The 22141-nt window shown below is 41.1% G+C and carries 18 protein-coding genes; 9 read left to right on the forward strand and 9 right to left on the reverse strand.

Annotation, left to right across the window (positions count from 1 at the left end; translation table 11 throughout):
• Positions 1-6: 6 nt before the first annotated feature.
• From F909_RS08745 to F909_RS08735, 3 genes are all read left to right on the forward strand, one after another.
• Positions 7-363 (forward strand): hypothetical protein, encoded by a 357-nt coding sequence (locus F909_RS08745; RefSeq protein ID WP_005151255.1) that lies wholly within the window; start codon positions 7-9, stop codon positions 361-363.
• A 162-nt stretch (positions 364-525) separates the two neighbouring features.
• Positions 526-1515, forward strand: coding sequence for a hypothetical protein (locus tag F909_RS08740; protein ID WP_005151257.1), 990 nt, complete (start codon positions 526-528; stop codon positions 1513-1515).
• A 19-nt stretch (positions 1516-1534) separates the two neighbouring features.
• The gene (locus tag F909_RS08735; RefSeq protein WP_005151259.1) at positions 1535-2236 is read left to right on the forward strand and encodes a glutathione S-transferase family protein; all 702 of its coding nucleotides are present in this window, start codon (positions 1535-1537) and stop codon (positions 2234-2236) included.
• 94 nt (positions 2237-2330) lie between these two features.
• Here F909_RS08735 and bfmS read toward each other — a convergent pair whose 3' ends face one another.
• Complete coding sequence (bfmS, locus tag F909_RS08730) at positions 2331-3971, reverse strand: sensor histidine kinase BfmS (protein ID WP_005151261.1); 1641 nt, start codon at positions 3969-3971, stop codon at positions 2331-2333.
• A 106-nt stretch (positions 3972-4077) separates the two neighbouring features.
• Positions 4078-4794 carry a response regulator transcription factor BfmR gene (gene bfmR, locus F909_RS08725; RefSeq protein WP_004655457.1) on the reverse strand — a complete coding sequence of 239 codons (717 nt, stop codon included), beginning with the start codon at positions 4792-4794 and terminating at the stop codon, positions 4078-4080.
• A 544-nt stretch (positions 4795-5338) separates the two neighbouring features.
• Here bfmR and F909_RS08720 point away from each other — a divergent pair.
• The 3 genes from F909_RS08720 to F909_RS08715 all read left to right on the forward strand — a co-directional run bounded on the left by F909_RS08720 (position 5339) and on the right by F909_RS08715 (position 9814).
• On the forward strand, positions 5339-8176 hold the full coding sequence (locus F909_RS08720; protein ID WP_005151264.1) for a ribonucleoside-diphosphate reductase subunit alpha: 2838 nt from the start codon (positions 5339-5341) through the stop codon (positions 8174-8176).
• A gap of 79 nt (positions 8177-8255) precedes the next feature.
• Positions 8256-8387: a hypothetical protein gene (locus F909_RS20855; RefSeq protein ID WP_004804753.1), complete on the forward strand. Its 132-nt coding sequence runs from the start codon at positions 8256-8258 to the stop codon at positions 8385-8387.
• A gap of 143 nt (positions 8388-8530) precedes the next feature.
• A complete protein-coding gene (locus F909_RS08715; RefSeq protein ID WP_005151266.1) occupies positions 8531-9814 on the forward strand; it encodes a ribonucleotide-diphosphate reductase subunit beta in 1284 nt (427 codons plus the stop codon).
• Between the two features lie 72 nt (positions 9815-9886).
• On the opposite strand, the gene F909_RS21555 is transcribed toward F909_RS08715, so the two are convergent.
• From F909_RS21555 to F909_RS08695, 5 genes are all read right to left on the reverse strand, one after another.
• The gene (locus F909_RS21555; protein WP_005151268.1) at positions 9887-10156 is read right to left on the reverse strand and encodes a hypothetical protein; all 270 of its coding nucleotides are present in this window, start codon (positions 10154-10156) and stop codon (positions 9887-9889) included.
• 89 nt (positions 10157-10245) lie between these two features.
• Positions 10246-10800, reverse strand: a complete 555-nt coding sequence (locus F909_RS08710; RefSeq protein ID WP_005151270.1) for a TetR/AcrR family transcriptional regulator — start codon at positions 10798-10800, stop codon at positions 10246-10248.
• A gap of 608 nt (positions 10801-11408) precedes the next feature.
• Positions 11409-11900 carry a flavin reductase gene (locus F909_RS08705; RefSeq protein ID WP_005151271.1) on the reverse strand — a complete coding sequence of 164 codons (492 nt, stop codon included), beginning with the start codon at positions 11898-11900 and terminating at the stop codon, positions 11409-11411.
• An 87-nt stretch (positions 11901-11987) separates the two neighbouring features.
• Positions 11988-13013 carry a methionine synthase gene (locus F909_RS08700; protein WP_032877919.1) on the reverse strand — a complete coding sequence of 342 codons (1026 nt, stop codon included), beginning with the start codon at positions 13011-13013 and terminating at the stop codon, positions 11988-11990.
• Between the two features lie 27 nt (positions 13014-13040).
• Positions 13041-14054 (reverse strand): DUF1852 domain-containing protein, encoded by a 1014-nt coding sequence (locus tag F909_RS08695; protein WP_005151284.1) that lies wholly within the window; start codon positions 14052-14054, stop codon positions 13041-13043.
• 617 nt (positions 14055-14671) lie between these two features.
• On the opposite strand from F909_RS08695, the gene mqo reads away from it, so the two are divergent.
• The 3 genes from mqo to F909_RS08680 all read left to right on the forward strand — a co-directional run bounded on the left by mqo (position 14672) and on the right by F909_RS08680 (position 18131).
• A complete protein-coding gene (mqo, locus tag F909_RS08690) occupies positions 14672-16312 on the forward strand; it encodes a malate dehydrogenase (quinone) (RefSeq protein ID WP_005151285.1) in 1641 nt (546 codons plus the stop codon).
• A gap of 79 nt (positions 16313-16391) precedes the next feature.
• Positions 16392-17633, forward strand: a complete 1242-nt coding sequence (locus F909_RS08685; protein WP_005151286.1) for an MFS transporter — start codon at positions 16392-16394, stop codon at positions 17631-17633.
• A 42-nt stretch (positions 17634-17675) separates the two neighbouring features.
• Positions 17676-18131, forward strand: a complete 456-nt coding sequence (locus tag F909_RS08680; RefSeq protein ID WP_005151287.1) for a hypothetical protein — start codon at positions 17676-17678, stop codon at positions 18129-18131.
• 52 nt (positions 18132-18183) lie between these two features.
• Here F909_RS08680 and F909_RS08675 read toward each other — a convergent pair whose 3' ends face one another.
• Positions 18184-20244 (reverse strand): choline transporter, encoded by a 2061-nt coding sequence (locus tag F909_RS08675; RefSeq protein WP_005151288.1) that lies wholly within the window; start codon positions 20242-20244, stop codon positions 18184-18186.
• 116 nt (positions 20245-20360) lie between these two features.
• Positions 20361-21971, reverse strand: a complete 1611-nt coding sequence (locus tag F909_RS08670; RefSeq protein ID WP_005151289.1) for a BCCT family transporter — start codon at positions 21969-21971, stop codon at positions 20361-20363.
• Between the last annotated feature and the right edge of the window lie 170 nt (positions 21972-22141).

A 22141-nucleotide genomic window follows, 5' to 3' on the forward strand; every position in this document is an offset into this window, starting at 1 on the left:
AAAAATATGCATCTAGAATACACTCACGCTTCGGATTATTTCTTTTTTTCACAACTACTCATGCGTCATATAGAAAGTTATGTTCGAAAACATCCAGATGCTGATAATGCGATTTTTGATTTAAGAGACATATACGAAGTATTTAGAGAGGATTTTGCGGCAACGACGACCAATTTAGAAAGTATTCTGAATATTGCTGATACCTATAAAGTCGAAACCTTAAATGGAGATCAAGCACTCATCCAAGGTTATAAAATCGATATTAAGAATAATGCCTTGCTCATTGATTTTAATGCTGAAGCACTGACCAGCTTACGTAGTGGCAAAACATTAATCACGCCAGATGCGACATTGCATGAGTAAAACTTATTCATTTCGTGCCAATAAATCGTCAGCACTTTAGATTATTGCCATTCTTCACTATATTGATAAAAAGCAGCAACAATGCTGCTTTTTTATTGCCAATAACTCAATAAATGGCAAAAGACAATCTAAGAAATGACAATATAATCTTCAGGAGTGATGATGCAAATCAAACAACTAAATCAAAGTATCACGATCATTTTATTACTGAGCTTATCGACGATCACCTCAGCAAAAACGTTGGAACTAGCATTTACAACAGAACAAATGCAGCAACTCACCCAACTATTGAAGCAACAGAATTTACTGGATCATAATAATCAACTGGTAGATGTCATTTCTACCTACGGCGACAATCAGCCGGTTGGATTGTTTTCGTCTTTATACCAATATGTTTATAACATCATCAAAGATTCTAGTCGCGTCGATCAAAATACTAAATTCTGGTTTAGTCAGGCAGCTGCGATCAACGCTGCAAATACCAGTGTTCCCGCCAGTAACTATATCCGTGGTACAACACAGTATGGTCTGCAATATCGAGGCACTATCCAATCCAACATGCCGCAATATCAAATCAATCAGCAACTACAAAAAACATCAAACCTGATTGGGCAAAATGTCATCAATGACATTTTAAACACCAAGGGGATCCCTGTTTTCTCAGCAATGATTAGCAACGATATTAGCGCAGCAATTGGCAATTACCGCTTGGGTCGTTTTCAGCAAACCCCTGGAGGTTGGGGTGGTTCTTTTTACTACTGGAATGCGCCCTTAAATTATGGGCAAATCGGGCAAAATAATATCAGTGTAGGTCAATCGATTTTATACGGGGCCACCGTGTATATAAACGGCTCCAATCAATCCTTTGACCGCAGTAAAGCAGAATTCTTATATGCCAATAGCCAAGCTGTCACCGACTTTATTCTCGCCAGTAAGAGCAGTACGGTCATTTTACAAAGCTTGCAAAACCCGACTGCCATCAATACGCTGGTAGATAATGCGATTAATTCAATCATGACTGGACTGAATGCCCAAGCACCACAGAGCATCAAAGCTCAATTGGCATCACAAGTCATTGCCAACTTGGGTATACGTGCTGCGACACGCAATTGGACACCAGGACCACACTCCCCAGCTGGCGGGCACTATTAACTAGAACCGATTAAAATCCATGTTAAAACTTTACCATCTCAGCAACTCTCGCTCGCAGCGTATCGTGTGGCTACTTGAAGTCTTACAACTCGACTATGAGCTTATTTTTTGTGAGCGCACTCGCAACGGCGAAGCGCCTGAGTGGCTGAAAGACATTCACCCTTTAGGTAAGGTGCCCATTCTGGTAGATGACACATCTACTCCCCCCCAAGTTTTAGCAGAGACATCCGCTATATTAGAGAGTCTGCTAGCAAATGGATTGCCTCATCAGCTCCAACCAATAGATTCAGTAAATAAACAGCACTATTTTTATTGGAAAAATTTTGCAGACGCAACGTTGATGCCGAATTTAGCACTCAAGCAGATTTTCTCTCGAATGGTAGATCGGTCGCCTTTTTTTGCGCGACCTTTAATCAAAATCATAAAGCGAGCTTTTGATCGACAATTCCTCAACCCCACCCTTTATAATCAGATGACATTCATAGAACAGCATCTGGCTACACATGCATGGTTTGCAGGAGAAAACTTCTCTGCTGCCGATATCATGATGGTGTTTTTAGTAGAAGCTCTACTGGACTTAATCCCAAACAGTCAACAGTTCTCTGCAACAGTAAACTATATGCAGCGCGTCCAGAAATTAGACTCTTTTCAAGCTGCACAAGTCAAAGGTCATTGGAATAGCCATGAACATCAAGTTTACTGGTCAAAAACATGGGCTTAAATTGCGAATCCCCAACAAGCCCTGCTGTTTAGAGTGCTCCGTTTCGCAATAACTAAAAAAGGAATGATTTGCATCATTCCTTCTTTACTCTTTTTTATTTTTTAATCACTTGTTTATATCGCTTCGCAGGCCACGTCATAATAAAACGTGCACCGCCTAAGTTTGGACTCTGATCCACCTGAATCGTGCCACCGAACCAATAAGCAATACGGCTGACAATCGACAAACCAAGACCATAGCCACCCGAAGCACGGGTACGACTATCATCCAAACGGGCAAAAGCTTCAAAGATTCGTGCACGCTCTTGCTCTGGAATCCCAGGACCATCATCTTCTACACAAACATAAGCATTACCATCAGCACGAATACCACCGCTAATCCGCACCTTGTTATCGCAATAACGGACTGCATTACCTACCAAGTTTTGTACTACGCGATGTAGATAGCGACGTTCAGCATCAACTTTCAAGGCCAATGGTGGTGCAATCAACTCAATTTCTTTTTGCGTCTTCAATGCTTCGGTTTCCATTGCCACTTGGTCAAGCACTTCAACCAGTACAATGTCCTCGAAATCTAAAGATGGCGTACCCTGTTCCAATTTGGCATAGGTCATGATCTCATCAATCAAGGTATTGAGTGCTTCAATATCTTTATCAATCATGTCCACTTGCTGAATTCGGTAATTATAATCATCTTCTTCCGCCAGCATCTCCATCCCAAAACGAATCCGCGCCACAGGTGTTCTTAACTCATGCGATACCGCACGCATCAATTCACGCTGCGCTTCAATCAAACGCTGAATATGATCTGACATATTGTTATAACTTGATGCCAAGTTTGCCATTTCATCAGTACCTTCAATTGGTACACGTAATGACAAATCACCCGACTTCATCTTGTTCAACGCATAACGTACCTGACGGATTTTACGCTCAAGCGGTAAAATCAGGCCATAAACACCCAAGCTCAACAAGAACAAACTAAATAAGGTAATCCCTGCAGAAAGCTGGAACGGCATCCAATTGAACATTGGCACAGGCCCAAGAATCAGGACTTGCGCAGGATGGTTTGGCATTGGAGAAACAATGGAAATTGTGGTGCCACGCATGGTTGCACTGTCTTTATACAGCAACACGCTTTGATCTTGGCGTAAACGACCAATCTGCTCTGAATCCAGATTGATATCTTTAATATCTTTTATTTCAATTGAATAATAGAAATGCTTTTTAATTTTGTCTAAGTACTCACGCTCCTGTCCTGGATAGAAAATCAAATAATCCAGTACAAAAATCGGAAGCGCTTTCATTTGGCGTTCGCCAATTTTATCGACTTTGATATAAAGAAAATGCTTAGGGTCATCTTTCAGGCCAATAATAATATAGCCAATCCCATTATTTGCATCATAACGAACCACTGACTTTTGCTCAGCGACTCTTTTCTTCTCTGTACGGGATAATTCTACCCGTTCAGCATCGACATAGTAGATAGGAAGTTCCAGCAAGTCAGATGCATCGGAAATCCAGTCGAGTTTTTGTTGTTTTTCTGGCTGACGAGATACCCCTTCACTAATGACATAGGAAATGCCATCTGTGAGAGACTCGCGATATTCTTGCGCCCGTTGATAGTTAATAATTTGGACCAGCAAATAACAAAATGCGGCAACCACTACAACTAAAACCACCAACCCAGCATAAATACGCAAGAATATGCTGTTTTTCAGTACTCGACTCACCATAAGGTAAATTATTCCAAGCTATTAAAATCCCACTTATGCAGCCACGCTACACAAGTCCTTTGCAGAAAGGAAAGAATCCCCCTTTTTCAAGGAGGATTCGAGGGATTTAGATCCCGTTGGTTTCTTTAACAAACAAGTAACCTTTACTACGCACAGTTTTAATGCGTTTCGGGTTTTCTGGATCATCACCAATTTTTGGACGGATACGTGAAATACGTACATCGATTGAACGATCTTGGCCATCATATTCAATACCACGAAGACGCTCAAAAATATCTTCACGAGACAAGATACGGCCAGCGTTTGAAGCCAACAACCATAACAAGTCATATTCAGCGCTGGTGAAATCGACCAACTCACCATTTAAAGTCACTGAACGACCACCGTTATCAATGACAAGATCATCAAACTCAATACGTTGAGCCACTTCATCTTCAACCGTCTTATCCGTACGGCGTAATAAAGCACGGATACGAGCCAGCAATACGCGTGGTTGAACAGGTTTCGCAACGTAATCGTCTGCACCCATTTCTAAGCCAAGTACCTGATCCATATCTTCTGTACGTGCAGTAAGCATCAGAATTGGTTGGTGGTAATGTGGACGCACTTCACGACAAACGGTTAAACCATCTGCGCCAGGTAACATCACATCGAGAACCACTAAATCTGGTTGCTCGCTGATAATGCGACGGATTGCACGATTACCATCAGTTTCGACTCCAACTTCTAAACCGTTACGAATCAAATACTCTTGTGTTAAACGTGCTAAGCGTTCGTCATCTTCTACGATCAAAATCTTCGGTAACTTTTCTTCTTGGCTCATTTGTTTGCCCCTAAAATCTGAGTGAATCTATCTATGAAATCTGACAGATACATTGGTTTATGTTTTGCAATATACACACGTTTACATTGTAAACAAGTAGGCGTTCACCAAACTGATACACGCTTACCCAGTTTTGTTATCTTTTTATTAAAATTATGAATTTTAATATATTTTTCAGAAATATATGCATTTTCCGATAGGATGAATATTTAGTATAAATTTTGTGCCAATGTTAAACAATTTGTTTCTTTCTTGACCCAAAATAATTTAAGTGTTTGTTTTTTGAGTTATCCACAGAGTTATCTATAAGCCTTTTTCAATGGCTTTGATATGCTATGTGACTGTGATTTCAGCAGTTAAGACATGAAAAAAAAATTAGTAAAATGTCAAGGATTGATCTACTCCAAAAAATCCCGTATCTTGTGTTGAAAATAAACTTTAACCACTAAGTATTGTGTTTATCCCTCAAACATCGTGGCATACTTTTTGCTCGATTCAAACGGTCCATGAACATAAAAATAGATGATAATGGAGCTATGCTGACATGAGCATCATCACTTCTACTCCTGGCCAACTTCAGGTCATTAAGCGCACCGGTGAGATTGCGACATTTAATGCCGAGAAAATTTCTGTTGCGATTGGGAAAGCATTTTTAGCTGTTGAAGGTCAACAAGGTACTGACTCAAGTCGTATCCATGACCGTATCACTCAACTGACTGAAATGGTAATGAACACATTTAATCGTCGTTTGCCTTCTGGCGGTACGATTCATATCGAAGAAATTCAAGACCAAGTTGAATTGGCCCTGATGCGTACAGGCGAGCAAAAAGTTGCACGCGCCTATGTCATTTATCGTGACCAACGCGCAAGTGCTCGTCAGCAAACTGGTGCGAACCATCACCCTACCCTTCAAATTACAGATGCCAATGGTCAGCTCCAACCATTAGATTTGGATGCGCTTACAGCAACCATTCAAACTGCAAGTGAAGGTCTAGAAGGAATTGATGTTCAAGCCATTCTTGATGAAACGGTTAAGAACTTATATAACGGCGTAAAAGAAAGCGATATCGCGACCACCATGATGATGGCAACGCGTACCCGTATCGAACAAGAGCCAAACTATACTTATGTGACTGCGCGTTTACTTAGTAGCGAATTGGTCAGCACAGGTTTAGAGTTCCTCGGTCTACCGACAGACACCTTAGAAGGTGATGCTTTAGAAACCTTCTTGAAGAAAGGTATTGAGCTTGATCTTCTTTCTAAAGACTTGCTTGAATTTGACCTTGCAAAATTGGCTGCTGCGATCAAACCAGAACGCTCAAACCAATTCACATATTTAGGTCTACAAACTTTATTTGACCGTTACTTCATCCATTCAAATGGTGTGCGTTTTGAATTACCACAATTATTCTTTATGCGTGTGTCGATGGGTCTTTCGCTCAATGAAGAAAATAGAGAAGACCGTGCAATCGAGTTCTATGACTTATTGTCTAGCTTCGACTACATGGCTTCTACACCAACGCTATTTAACTCAGGTACATTACGTCCGCAATTATCGAGCTGTTACTTAACAACAATCGGTGATGACCTGTATGACATTTATGGTGCAATGCGTGACAACGCAATGCTGTCAAAATGGGCTGGTGGTTTAGGCAATGACTGGACACCTGTACGTGCATTGAACTCTTATATCAAAGGCACTAACGGTAAATCTCAAGGTGTTGTACCTTTCCTTAAAGTTGCGAATGATACAGCCGTTGCGGTGAACCAAGGTGGTAAGCGTAAAGGTGCAGTTTGTGCATACCTTGAAACTTGGCACTTGGATGTTGAAGAATTCCTAGAGCTACGTAAAAACACAGGTGATGACCGTCGTCGTACCCACGACATGAACACAGCGAACTGGGTTCCTGACTTGTTCATGCAACGTGTGTTTGAAGATGCTGAATGGACACTGTTCACGCCGTCTGAAACACCAGACTTGCATGACTTAACAGGCGCAGAATTCGCTGAGCGTTATGCACACTACGAAGCGGTAGCAAAAGAACAAAACATGCTACACAAGAAAGTACGTGCGAAAGATTTATGGCGCAAAATGCTTTCGATGTTGTTCGAAACTGGTCATCCATGGATTACATTCAAAGACGTATGTAACTTACGTTCCCCACAACAACATGTTGGCGTGGTTCACTCATCTAACTTGTGTACAGAAATCACTTTAAACACAAACCAAGATGAAATCGCGGTCTGTAACTTAGGTTCGATCAACCTTGTACAACACGTTCAAGGTGGCGTATTAGATCGTGAAAAGCTTGCGCGTACAGTGAAAACTGCGGTGCGTATGCTCGATAACGTGATCGACATTAACTACTATGCAGTTCCACAAGCGAAAACGTCGAACTTGAAACACCGCCCTGTGGGTATGGGTATCATGGGCTTCCAAGATGCATTGTATGAAATGAATCTTGCGTATGGTTCAGATGAAGCGGTTGATTTCGCTGATGAATCGATGGAAGTGATCAGCTACTACGCAATCGAAACATCAAGTAACCTTGCAATCGAACGTGGTGCTTACTCAACATTCAAAGGTTCATTGTGGGATCAAGGTATCTTGCCAATCGACTCTTTAGAAATCGTTGCGAAATCTCGTCCAGAGCGCATGTTCGAAGTGGATCGTACGCAACGTTTAGACTGGGACACGTTACGTGCCAAAGTTCAAAAAGACGGTATGCGTAACTCAAATGTGATGGCGATTGCACCGACTGCAACCATCTCTAACATTTGTGGCGTATCTCAATCGATTGAGCCAACATTCCAGAACTTGTATGTGAAATCTAACCTTTCTGGTGAGTTCACTGTGATCAACCCTTACCTTGTTCGTGCATTAAAAGAACGTGGTCTTTGGGATACAGTGATGGTAAACGACCTGAAACACTTTGAAGGTTCGGTTCAAAAGATTGCACGTATTCCTGAAGAATTAAAAGCAATCTTCGCGACTGCATTTGAAGTGGATACTCGCTGGATCGTAGATGCTGCGTCACGTCGTCAAAAATGGATCGACCAAGCACAGTCATTGAACCTTTACATCGCTGGCGCGAATGGTAAGAAACTTGACATCACGTATAAGATGGCATGGTTACGTGGTCTTAAAACCACGTATTACCTCCGAGCTTTAGGTGCAACATCGGCTGAAAAATCAACCATCAATACGGGTGCACTGAATGCAGTGAAACCAGCATCGGTTGAAGCGCCTGTGGTTGCAGCACAAGCAGCGGTTGTTGCAGAAAAAGCTGAAGTGCAAACTGAAGATGATGGTTTCTCAACCGCAGCGCCAGTGCCATTGGCGTGTTCAATCGACAACCCAGACTGCGAAGCTTGTCAGTAATTTCACACCTCTCTCCATAAATTCCCTCTCCTTCTAGGAGGGAGAGGGTTAGAGAAAGGTTTCTATAGAGGCATAGCGCATGTTCCATCTCAGTCATAATTATCAATTTGGTGTGATAGTCCTGATCTGTGCCTTTCTAGTGTTTTATATTCCAATGGTTTACGCATTTTTTAAAATACGTAAGCAACAGCGTAAGCAAAATAAGTTTTAGGGATTGTCAGTGTCCATTGGTCACTTTTTAAAATTTCAGTCAATAAAACTTAATTTTGCTTACACAAATTGAGCGTATAGTAGGACATCTCCTTGCTTGAGATGTCTAAATAAAAGATATAAAGCAACGAAGAGAGAATGAATATGTCTATCCTTAGTTGGGACGATTTTGAAGATGATTCGCAAAAACCGACTGCACCTGAACACAAGTCTGCGCCCATCGACACGCAAAAAACGGTTAATACGCAAGTGGTATCTGATTCAGAGCAATCATCGCCGCGCGTGGCAGCTGCACAACCCGCTGGAACCAATTCCGTGCGATCAACAAATCCCACCGATTCGTTGGCACGAGCATCTGCTGCCTTAGAACACCTAGATGCTGCACCGGGCTTGGAAGAGCTTGAAATGGGTGCACAGCGTGTACAGGTTGATGATAAAGCGATGATCAACTGTCGCGCAGACTTAAACCAGCTTGTTCCGTTTAAATACGAGTGGGCTTGGCAAAAGTATCTTGACGGGTGTGCAAACCACTGGATGCCGCAAGAAGTCAACATGAACCATGATATCGCGCTTTGGAAGTCTGAAAATGGCTTAACTGAAGATGAGCGTACCATCATCATGCGTTCTTTGGGTTTCTTCTCGACTGCGGACTCATTGGTTGCAAACAACTTGGTGTTGGCGATCTACCGTCATATTACCAACCCTGAATGCCGTCAGTACATCTTGCGTCAAGCATTTGAAGAAGCGATTCACACGCATGCTTATCAATACTGTATCGAATCTTTGGGTATGGACGAAGGCGAAGTCTTCAACATGTACCGTGAGATTCCAAGTGTTGCGCGTAAAGCATCATGGGGCTTGAAGTACACTCAATCTTTGAGTGATCCGACGTTCAACACAGGTACACCTGAAAACGACCAACGTTTATTGCGTAATTTGATCGCTTTCTATTGTGTACTTGAAGGGATCTTCTTCTACTGTGGCTTTACTCAAATCTTGAGTATGGGTCGTCGTAACAAGATGAACGGTGTTGCTGAGCAGTTCCAGTACATCTTGCGTGATGAATCTATGCACTTGAACTTCGGTATCGACATGATCAACCAGATCAAGATCGAGAACCCGCACTTGTGGACGGCTGAGTTCCAAGAAGAAGTGATTCAAATGATTCTTGAAGGCACGATGCTTGAGATCGAATATGCGCGTGACACCATGCCACGTGGTGTATTGGGTATGAATGCAAGCATGATGGAAGAATACTTGAAGTTCATCTGTAACCGTCGTTTAGCGCAACTTGGTTTACCTGAGCAGTTTGCTGGTGTAACCAACCCGTTTGCGTGGATGTCTGAGATGATGGACTTGCGTAAAGAGAAAAACTTCTTTGAAACGCGTGTAACGGATTACCAAACTGGCGGTGCGTTAAGCTGGTAAGTTGAATTAACAGCTAATAAAAACCGCCGTAAATGGCGGTTTTTATTTTTCTATATAATATTTCAAGAGAAATTATTTAAACCTAGAAATTTCAAAATTCAATCTATAGGTCAAAAAATTTATTAAACAGGCTTCTCGAATTCTTTTTTTGAATAGGCTTTGAAAATAAGGATTAGTTAGAAAAACACTTAAAGCTACTATGAAATATATAATAAGTTGGCTTTCAAGCTGAAGTAATTTTAAAAGCTCAGTAAAAAACTCATCTATCAAACTAAAATAAGTTGATGTGATTAGAGAATAAAATAAATAGGAAAAAATACCGTAGAAATTAAATTCAATCATAGTTCCTCCCTCTCCCTAAACAAAGATGACCAGCAAAGAATTAAAATTATCCTAATAATTTTTATACACTTTTAAAGTTAAATTTACAACTATCTTCTTAACCCCACCAACCATCCTTCCAACAACTTCCCTTTATCCACCTCATTACCACTCAACAACTGCACCATTGCCCCATCCACTACAAACAAGAACATATGCGCATCCTTTTCAGAGGCGTTTGCAGAGTTTGTTAAAAGCAATTTATAAATTTGATTGAGCAACCATTTCCGATAATTCACAACAATCTTATAAGCTTTGGGATAACGCTTTTCAATTTCAAAAATCGCCTTAAATGGCAAATGATACAAACCTTCTAAATTGACATGAAGAACATAAATACGATTAAGCTTTTCATACACGGTGAGCCCATTGTTTCGATGAATAATCGAAAATACCTCTTCTTTGAGCGCGTCTGTTTGAAATCCCAGACTCATTTCAATCAATTGTTCTTTAGACTGAAAGTATTTATAAAAACTGGCTTTGGCGATTTGAGAAGACTCAATAATGCGGTCCACCCCGACACTATGAAAACCATGGCAGTTAAATAGATTTCGGGCAGTATCGAGCACTCTTAAAGCACGAAATGAAACCTCTAAATTCGGCATATATTTTCCCTATAAAATAATTTTCTATCTCAATGAGATAAAGCCGTGGTCGGCTTCGTTCTAAGCAAAAAAGGCATGCAAAAGCCCCTAAAGATGGCTTTAGCGCATCTCAAGTTTTATTGTTAATTTGATTTTTTAGTCGTGACGAAGCACTGTCTGAATTGCGAAACGCATTCAAACCATGTCAGAAACTAATAAAGAAGTATGAGAATACAGTGCATGGCCAACTCCTGAATAATTCGGAACGCTGCCAAGACATAAAGCTTTATGGTGGCAGGACGAAAGAAGGTTGACAGACTGGTTCGACCCCAGCACACCCGAAGGTGTCCCTCTCCCGTCCTACCGCAACGGGAGGAGACGAGGAGTTTACATGCAAAACTATTCCTCAGAGGGAATAATTCTGATGCAGTCGAAAACGGTCTGTCAAAACCGACTGGCGATGTAGGCCAGCGCTTAAAGAATAATATTGGAGTTAGAGAGTGTCAATCTCGGATTTTGCACAAAAATACTGTTTATTATTATTTTTCAATGTATTATGTTTTGTATTATTTTTAAACTATTTTATAAGAATATTTTCACAATAAACAGGTCGCTTAAAGCACAACGCTTTAAGCAAGTTCAGTCTGCCCCACTTGGTGATAGGCACGGTTAAAATAAACCAAGCTTTGATCATGTCCACTTTGTTGAACTGCCACAATACGACAAATAAAAATTGTATGCGTTCCAACTTCCTGAATTTGATCAATCTCGCAATCGAAATTTACCAAGGCATCATCCAAAACAGGCGCACCCGTTTCCAACGCTGACCAAGCACCGTGTTTAAAACGCTCTTCGGGACTCAATTTAGACGAAAAGGCTTTAGAAATATGTTGATGATCTGCGCTTAACACATTCACGCTTAAGATTTTATTGTCTACGAAATGCACATGCGAACTCGATGCCCGATTCATGCAGACCAATAAAGTCGGAGGCGTATCTGTGACGCTACATACAGCAGATGCAGTAAAGCCATAACGACCAGACATGCCTGTGGTGGTAATCACACTGACTGCACTGGTGAGTAAAGACATTGCATCTCTAAAATCTGTTGCTTCAACCATCACTTTATTCCTAAATTAAACTCGATCTGTTTTAAATATGCTCAGGGCTACTCTGCGCAGCCCTGAAGCCATCAAGAGATCGGTAAATTAAGCCAGTTCTTTACGAACAATTTCCGCACCTGCACTTAATGCATTCAACTTGCCACGTGCAACATCACGCGCCAAAGGTGCCATACCACAATTGGTTGAGGGATAGAGCTTATCTGCATCGACAAACTGAAGTGCTTTACGTAAGGTATCGGCAACTTCTTCTGGCGTTTCAACCGTGTTGCTCGCCACGTCAATCGCACCCACCATCACCTTTTTACCGCGAATCAATTCAATCAGATCCATCGGCACACGCGAGTTGTGACATTCGAGCGAGATGATATCAAGTTTTGATTGTTGCAGCTTAGGAAAAGCCTCTTCATATTGGCGCCATTCAGAACCGAGGGTCTTTTTCCAGTCAGTATTGGCTTTGATGCCGTAACCATAGCAAATATGCACCGCGGTTTCACACTTCAATCCTTCAAGCGCACGCTCTAAAGTCGCTACACCCCAATCATTCACTTCATCAAAGAACACATTAAATGCAGGCTCATCGAACTGGATAATATCCACACCCGCCGCTTCTAATTCTCTCGCTTCTTCATTCAATATTTTGGCAAATTCCCACGCCAATTTTTCACGGCTTTTATAATGCGCATCATATAGCGTATCAATCATGGTCATTGGACCAGGCAACGCCCATTTAATCGGTTGATTGGTTTGCTGACGTAAAAACTTAGCATCTTCAACAAAAACAGGCTTTTGACGAGATACCGCACCCACAACCGTTGGAACACTGGCATCATAACGATTACGGATTCGAACAGTCTCGCGTTTCTCAAAATCAACACCCGTAAGATGCTCAATAAAGGTTGTGACAAAGTGCTGACGGGTTTGCTCACCATCGCTGACAATATCAATGCCTGCCACCTGCTGTTCATGCAAAGACAAACGTAAAGCATCCTGTTTGCCTTCAATCAGACCCTGCTCTTGCAGTTTCCACGGCGACCAAAGCGTTTCAGGCTCTGCCAGCCAAGACGGTTTCGGTAAGCTACCCGCAGTCGACGTTGGTAATAATCTTTTCATCATCAATAACCTTATATTTTCAATAAATTAGTGCGCGTAACTTTTTTGCGAGTTGCTTTGTGCTGCATAACTAGTAGACCACTGCTCCAGAACCGCTTGGTAAGGCTTGATAAATTGCTCTTCAACAAATTTGCCCTGTTCAATCGCCAAACGGCTACGTTCTTCTCGGTCATATACAATACGAGTCAGTGAATAATCTTGGTTATTCAAACTTGGTTGATAAGACTTTCCTGCTGAAGAGTTCGCATTGTAAATTTCAGGTCGGTAAATCTTTTGGAACGTTTCCATGGTGCTGATAGTGCTGATCAATTCAAGATTGGTGTAATCTGCCAGCAAATCACCAGAGAAATAGAAAGCCAACGGCGCAACACTATTTGGCGGCATGAAATAACGCACTTTTAAGCCCATTTTTTGGAAATATTCATCTGTTAATGAATATTCATCTTGCAGGTACTCTACACCCAACACAGGATGCTGATTTTCAGTACGTTGATACACCTTGCTGCTTGAAACACTGAGACAGATCACAGGTGGCTTTTTAAAGTTTGCCTTGTAGGTTTCTGACTCAATAAAGCTTTTAAACAAGTTGCCGTGTAAATCACCAAAGTTCTCTGGCGTGCTAAATCCAGACTGATTTTTATTATGATCAAGCAATAGCACACTGAAATCATAGTCACGGACATAAGAAGAGAAATTGTTCCCCACAATACCTTCAATACGTTCATTGGTTTTTTGATCAACAATATTGGTTTTCAAAATTTCAATTAAAGGAAGCGCATTGGCATTGCTTGCAGCATCGACCTTCATTTCAACCGAAATGATTTCCAGCTCAACTTTATAACGATCAGCCAAAGGATTATCCCAATGCGCCAAAGCATTAAAGCGGTTGTCAATCATCTTTAAGGTGTTTTGCAGATTCTGTTGACGACTTTCGCCTCTTGCCAAATTCGCAAAGTTGGTTGTGATACGTGTATTTTCTGATGGCGTGTAGTTCTCATCAAAATCAATACGCTTAATCGTAAATGCAAACTCTTTACTCATTTTAATCTGCCACCCTAATTTCCGAGATAAATCTAAACTTCTTTATAGAGTGATTTATACCGCAATCATTAGCTGAATAAAAATGATTTAATCTAACCTCAAAATGAATGAAATTCATGTTGGGAAATTTGCTTAGATGAAAATGGCTCAACATCATCAGTTCAAGGTATATTCACAGATTGGTTCAGCTCAAGAAGTTTAAGGCTGATATAGATAAAGTATAGGGTGCATACAAATCACACAAAGAAGTATTGTTCTTTCATCAAGAGGAACATTCAATGAATGCTTAACGGTGTATTTTATTATGTACATCATCCTATCTGGTCAAAATGTGACTGATCTCTCTAAACTATAAGTCTAAGATTTACTAGAACTTTCTACAACTTTCACACAATAAATCATCAAAGTCAGCTTGATTTGTACATTTTGAAACATTAGTTCAACTAAAATACCGTCTAAATTAAAGTAAAATTCATGAACTAACTCCTTCAACATCAGTGTTAAGGCGATCCCTTGCCGTACTGATGTGCCTTTATTGCGCCTGTATCATCATTTAAATTCTTTCTCTCTATATCGCTTGTCATATAGAGCGTCATTTAATTTTTAAGGTAAATTGAATGAAAAAATTTTGGAAATATTTATTAGTACTACTCGTCGTACTAATTATTATTGCAATTGCCTTTCTTTTTAGACCAGTTGCGTCTAAGGCAATTAAAACCACCAATAACGAACCAACTGTCGATGTTGTACTCATCGGCGGTGGGATCATGAGTGCCACTTTAGGTACTTATCTCAACGAATTACAGCCTGACTGGAATATCCGTATGTACGAACGTCTTGATGCTGTTGCACAAGAAAGTTCAAACGGTTTTAACAACGCAGGTACAGGCCACTCAGGCTTTATGGAAATGAACTATACCGAAGAAAAAGACGGTAAAATGGACATTTCTAAAGCTGTAAACGTGGCTGGTCAGTTCGAAATTGCCAAACAGTTCTGGGCATACCAAGTGAAGCAAGGTGTACTCGAAACACCAACTACCTTCATTAACCCAGTACCACACATTGCTTTCGTATGGGGCGATAACGTGAACTTCATGGAAAAGCGTTATGCTGCCATGGTTCAAAATCCGTTATTCGCTGGCATGAAGTTGAGCGAAGACAAAGCTGAAATTCAACAATGGGCACCATTGGTGATGGACGGTCGCGATCCTCAACAAAAAGTCGCTGCAACTCGTATGGACGTTGGTTCTGACGTGAACTACGGTGCAATCACAAAGCAGTTGATTGGCAACCTTGAAAAGAGTCCAAACTTCAAACTCAGCACTTCAACAGAAGTAACTGGCATTAGCAAAAACGATGACAACACTTGGTCTGTGGCTTTCAAAGATTTGAAATCTGGCAAAGTTGATCATGTGAAAACACGTTTTGTGTTTATTGGTGCAGGCGGTGCTGCAATTAAATTATTGCAAATGACTGGCTTACCAGAAGCGCAACAATATGCTGGCTTCCCTGTAGGCGGTGAGTTCCTTGTAACTGACAACCCAGCAGTAACAGCAAAACACACAGCTAAAGTCTATGGTCGTGCTGATCTTGGTGCGCCTCCGATGTCTGTTCCACATATTGATACACGTTATATCGACGGTAAAAAATATGTGTTGTTTGGTCCATTCGCAACCTATTCAAACAAGTTCCTGAAAAATGGTTCACAACTTGATTTGCTTGCGTCAACCAACAAAAATAACGTGTTACCTATGGCTGCCATTGGCCTACAAAATGCTGACCTTGTTCAGTATCTCGTAAGCCAAGTATTGATGTCTGATGCAGATCGTTTCAATGAGTTGAAAAAATACTATCCTGAAGCTGATCCAAAAGACTGGCATTTACAACAAGGTGGTCAACGCGTTCAGATCATCAAGAAAGAGCCAGGCAAACCTGCTAAATTGCAATTCGGTACAGAAATCTTTGCATCTAAAGACAAGTCTGTAACGGCATTGTTAGGTGCTTCTCCGGGTGCGTCTACATCACCTTACATCATGCTCAACTTGCTTGAAAAAGCATTCCCAGAGCAAACCAAAGGTGTATGGAATGACAAATTGCATGAGATCGTACGTTCTTATGGAAAAGACCTTTCAACAGATCCAGCGTTGTTAGATCAAATCCGTCAGTACTCAAGTTCAACTTTAGGCTTGAACTATACGACACCTGCAAACTTAGTTCCTGCGAAGAAAGTGGTTAAAGCTGAAGCTGTTGCTCAATAAGCAACGCTAAGCAGATTAAAAAGGGAGGAGTTTCAACTCTTCCCTTTTTCTTTATTTGTATGTTTTAAATCTACGTATTATGTCTTCTGCTGTCCCTCATTCTGCTTTCGCTGCATTTGCCAGTCGTGACTTTACGTTATTGACTGTTAATCAATGCTGCCTGACCTTTGCGGTGCTGATTCAAGAAGTACTGATCGCGTATTATCTGTATCAAATTACCAAGAATCCACTTATCCTCGGCTTGGTCGGGATGATGGATTTTTTACCCTTTCTCATCCTTTCTTTATGGGGTGGTTATATTGCTGACCGTTTTAATCGTCAGCGTATTTTGCAGATCAGCTTTAGCTTTGCCATCCCATTATCGATTGCTTTGTGGATCAGTTTTGATCTTTTCCACACTCAAACCATCAGTGCAAATTTATTATTAATCTCATCATTCAGTATTTTATTTTTGTTTGGCTGTATTCGCGGTATATATAGTCCCTGCTTTAATTCTTTACGTCCATTTGTCGTACCTGAGCATTTGTATACCAATGCAGCCACATGGACCAGTATGTGCTGGCAAGCCAGTGGTATCCTTGCACCCGTCATTGGTGGCTTCCTACTCGCTCATCTCGATTTAGACATTACTTTTAGCGTCATCGTGGTACTGTTTTTAGGCGGCAGTATTGCCCTGTGGTGTTTGCAGAAACGAGATTTTCCTCAAATCCAAACCGAGTCGATAACTCAAAGCTTAAAAGAGGCACTGCAATTTATTTTTAAAACTAAAATTATCTTTTGGGCCATGTTTCTCGATCTGAGCTCAGTTTTTTTTGGCGGCATCATCGCGCTATTGCCAATTTTTGCCCAAGACATTTTACATATCGGTGCAGATGGTTTTGGCCTATTACGTGCAGCACCTGCGTTTGGCGCATTGATTATGATGATCATTTTAATTCGTTATCCACCTAAATCCAGACCTTGGCAGATCATGCTACTTGCCGTGACAGGTTTTGGTCTGTGTACTTTATTGTTTGCTGTTACCAGACAACTGTATTTTTCTGTCGCAGTTCTCATTATTATGGGTGCATGTGACAGCATCAACATTGTCATTCGTCAAACGATTCTTCAGCTCATTCCACCCAAGGACATGCTTGGACGTGTAGCTGCCATTAATGGCATCTTTGTAACGTCGAGTAATGAGCTTGGTGCGTTGCAGTCGAGCGTGATGACGCGCTTTTTCAGCGTGATTCCTGCGATGTTGATTGGTGGTTCACTGTCTTTGCTCTGCATTGTTTTAACAAAGATCAAGACCAAAGATTTATTTAATTTCCGTTTTTAATTGTCCTACTAAACAAACAGTTATTTTAAAATTCAATGTAATATGAAACATACTTTGCCCGCGTCTTCAGGCCTCTCTAAATTTATTATTTTTTCCGTTTTTGTATGGCTGGTTCTACTGTGGCTGCAATCGACCTATATTGTCATTATCGGTGGACATGCTTATCTATTCTGGACCTCATTCGGCCTTTTGGTATTGAATATCCTGAGCTTACGTCCGACGATTTTAAAAAATCGAATTGCTTTTGTGATTACCGCTGCCTTGCTGATTTATTTGGTGTTTAACTCGCTGTTTTGCACTTATTTGATAATTGCCTTTTATTGTATTTTCTACCTCTATTCAGACGAATATAAGAATAAACGGGCAATTAAATTGATTAGCCTATTTTTGATCATGATTATCTTTGCGATCTACCAGATCCAATCTCTGCATGAACTCAAAAGCCATTATGAAACCTATGAAACGGGTGAAACATGGCAAAAATATGGGGCCTTATAATCAGGCCAATAAAAAACCTCACTTAACGTGAGGTTTTTTATTATTCAAAAGACTAATCTTGAGAGTCTGGATACAAAGGACGATTTCCGGGACTAATACGATTGATATGCAAGAAAGTCATATGACGTTCGTACTTATCAAGAATGTCATTAATCACCTGTTCTTTGGTGTATCCAACCAGATCATTGTCCTGTGAACCCTCATACAAGAAGGTTTCCAGACGGTAGTAGAACTGCTTACCACGTTTACCACGCTCACTGAAGTTTGGCGCGATATAACGTACAGGCCAGATTTGATAAACGAAGTTGTGCTCTTCTTCCAAATAGATGGTTAAATCTAAATGATAGAGTGCATCGTTGTCTTCCAATGCTGTTTGGGTGACATCGACATGCATACCACGTTTAACCAGTTCATCGGCAACTGTGCGTACTGCTGGTTCACAGACACTATCAAGCATCCGTTGGGTTTCACTGGTTCCAGGGTGATGCATCACACGAGCTAAACGCTTCTTCCAGTTCAGAATATCTACATTCCCAACCACTGGCGCAGCATTCATACTACGACTCGCCTTACGATAATCTTCCAGACGCAAAGATTTATATAGACCAGCCATAACCAACAGCATCACAAAGCTAAATGGCAAGCCCATGATCACGGTCGCACTTTGCAGTGCAGTAATCCCGTTTGCCATCAGCATTGCCAACGTAAGCAAACCAATTGCCGTTGCCCAAAATACTCGCAACCAACGGGGTGCATCATTATCAACATTGGAAAATTTAGTGGTGAAATTCCCTAAGACCAACGCGCCAGAATCGGCAGACGTTACATAGAACAACAGACCTGTAATCGTTGCCACACCAGCAATAAATGCAAACCAAGGATATTGCGCCAATAAGTCATAAAAACCATGCGCAGGATCCGTCAGAACAGTTTGAGCCAGTGCCGTATTGCCTTCAAAAATGACGTTATATAACGCACTGTTTCCGAAAATGGACAACCATGTGATGGTAAACAACAATGGAATAATTAAGGTCCCGCAAACAAATTCACGAATGGTACGACCACGGGAAATCCGCGCCAAGAATAGACCAACAAAAGGCGACCAAGCCACCCACCATGCCCAGAAGAACAAAGTCCAACTGTTCATCCACTCTTTCGGCTGATCAAAGGCAAAACTTTCTAATGCCAAACTTGGGAATCGACTGATATAGTCACCAAAGTTTTGTACCAACGCATTAAGCAAAAATCCAGTATTGCCCAAAAACAGTACAAACAACATTAAGCCAATTGCGGCAAAAATATTGATTTCGGATAAAACCTTAATACCTTTATTGACACCAGCGGTTACCGAAATAATGGTGACGATCACGGCAACCAAAATCAGTGCCGACTGAATCAACAAATTTTCAGGCCAGCCAAATAAGACATGTAAACCATAATTGATCTGAACGACGGCAATACCACAGGTGGTGGCAATACCAAAAATCGTCCCGATGACCGCTGCAATATCTACACTATGTCCAATTGGACCATCAATTTTTTTACCAAAAATTGGATAGAGCGCGGAACGAATCGTAAGTGGCAAGTTATAACGATAACTAAAGTAGCCCAAAGCCATCCCGACCAAGGCATACATGCCCCAACCTGTTAAGCCATAGTGGAACAGGGTCCAGACCATACCCTGACGCGCAGCTTCATAGGTTTGGCCTTCACCCACAGGCGGATTCATATAATGAGATAAAGGTTCTGCAACAGAGAAGAACATTAAATCTGTTCCGATCCCCGCAGCAAACAACATTGCCGACCAACTCAGTAAGCTGAACTCTGGTTTGGAGTGCTTCGGACCAAGTTTGATATCGCCATAACGTGAGCAAGCAATAAAAATCACAAAGATTAAATACAATGTTGCAGCTAATAAATAATACCAGCTGAATTTATCACTAACCCAAGCCAACACCACATTCAGTAAATGGTTGGCAAAGTCGTTAAATAAAATCGTAACAAGTGCAAATGTTAAAATAAGTAGAGCTGAAACATAGAAGACCACACGATTTAAATGGTCTTTATTCGCTAATGTAGCATCATCAACCGCTCTTGGATTATCTGTCGCCATACAATCCTCAGGGAGTTAGAGAAGAAAAAGAAAATATTCATCCACGTCTTTTCACCGCTAAATCAATGAAAAGACATATCTGAATAGAAAATGAAAAACAAAAGTTTTTACCCGAATCACAATGTTTCTGATTTTTCAGTTATGTGATGTGATGACTGAGTTACCTGCGTTATCACTTGCGGTGGTGTAGGACTAAATTGATCCTGTTTAAGTGCTTTGGCAAGGCCAAACATATACAGCAAAATAATAACTGAGAATGGCAAACCACACAGCACTACCGCACTTTGCATAGAGTGAAAACTCCCTGCCAACAGCAGCCCGATACTGACAATGGTAATCACCACAGACCAGAAAATTCGCAACCAAATCGGTGAATCACTTTCATTGCTACCCCCTTTCGAGGACAGATTTGCGATCATGAGTGTACCAGAACCCACAGGGGTCAAAAACAATACGAAACAAATCACAACAACAATCCCAGCAACATAAGGATTGAACGGTAAAAATTCGAGTAGCTTAAACAAGGACAAAGCAGGATCGGTTAATACCAGATCACCTAAGATTTTTTGCTTTTGTTCCAAAATAAAATAGATTGCAGTATTGCCAAAAATAGAGATCCAAGCCAAGGTAAAACCCAGTGGAATCAGGCATACACCGAGTACAACTTCACGAATGGTACGCCCTTTGGAAATACGCGCAATAAACATCCCTACAAATGGTGCCCATGCAATCCACCATGCCCAATAGAACACCGTCCACGAACCTAACCATTCACTTGCTTTAGCATTGTAGAGATACATATCAAAACTTTTCGCGAGGAAATGATCAAGATAATCACCCACGTTCTGCACTAAACCATTGAGCAAGTGGTTCGTTGGCCCAGTGAGGAATACAAACAACAAGAGCGCATAAAGCAAACGCAAGTTGATACGAGATAACCAAGCCAAGCCCTTTTCAATCCCGACTACGGTGGTCATGGTGGCCACTGACATCATCAGCAGCACTACCGTAATCAGTGTGGTTTGGTTATTTGGAATCTCAGGCAAGAGATAATGCACCCCTGAAACCAATACCAAAGCACCGATACCGAGATTAGTCACCAAAGAAATGACCGTTGCTAAAATCCCAAAACCATCAACAAAATCACCGATCAAGCCATGAATACGCTCGCCAAAGATTGGATACAGTGCAGAACGCAACGCCAATGGCAAGTTCTGACGAAAAGCAAAATAACCGAGTGTCACACCCAATAAGGCATACAATACCCAACCATGAATCCCCCAATGTAAAAAGCTATACATCATGGCATCACGTGCGGCTTGAATGGTTCCACCCTCGCCTTCTGGTGGGCGAATAAAATGGTCAACGGGTTCAGCCACACCGTAATACAATAGTGCAATCCCGATTCCTGCCGAAAACAGCATCGACACCCAAGCCAGATAACCAAACTCAGGTTTATCGTCATCTTTACCTAATGGAATCCGCCCAACCTGAGAAAAAGCCAGCCATGCTACAAATCCTAAACAAACCACAATGACCAGCATGTAGTACCAGCCAAACAACTGGTTCGCCTGCCCTTGTATATAGGTCAACCAGAACTGACTGCGCTCTGGAAACAACACAAACAATAGGCCAAAAATGCCGATACTGATTGCGGAGCTCCAAAAAACAAACAAATTTAAACGTATAGGTTCAGATGGGGACCCTTCATTACTTTCTGACACCATGATCTTGCTCCTTGCAATAGGTGTATTTTTCTTAAAAAATAATGTGATAAGTGTTCATTTATGCTTATCGCCTTATCCATAAGAATCTTTGATTTATTACGCAACATCTATTCTGAACAATCAAAAATTCATTGATTTTTACAGATTATACTTTTTATTGATTGAACGTT

It is taken from the genome of Acinetobacter sp. ANC 3929, assembly GCF_000369405.1.
Taxonomy (GTDB): Bacteria; Pseudomonadota; Gammaproteobacteria; order Pseudomonadales; family Moraxellaceae; genus Acinetobacter.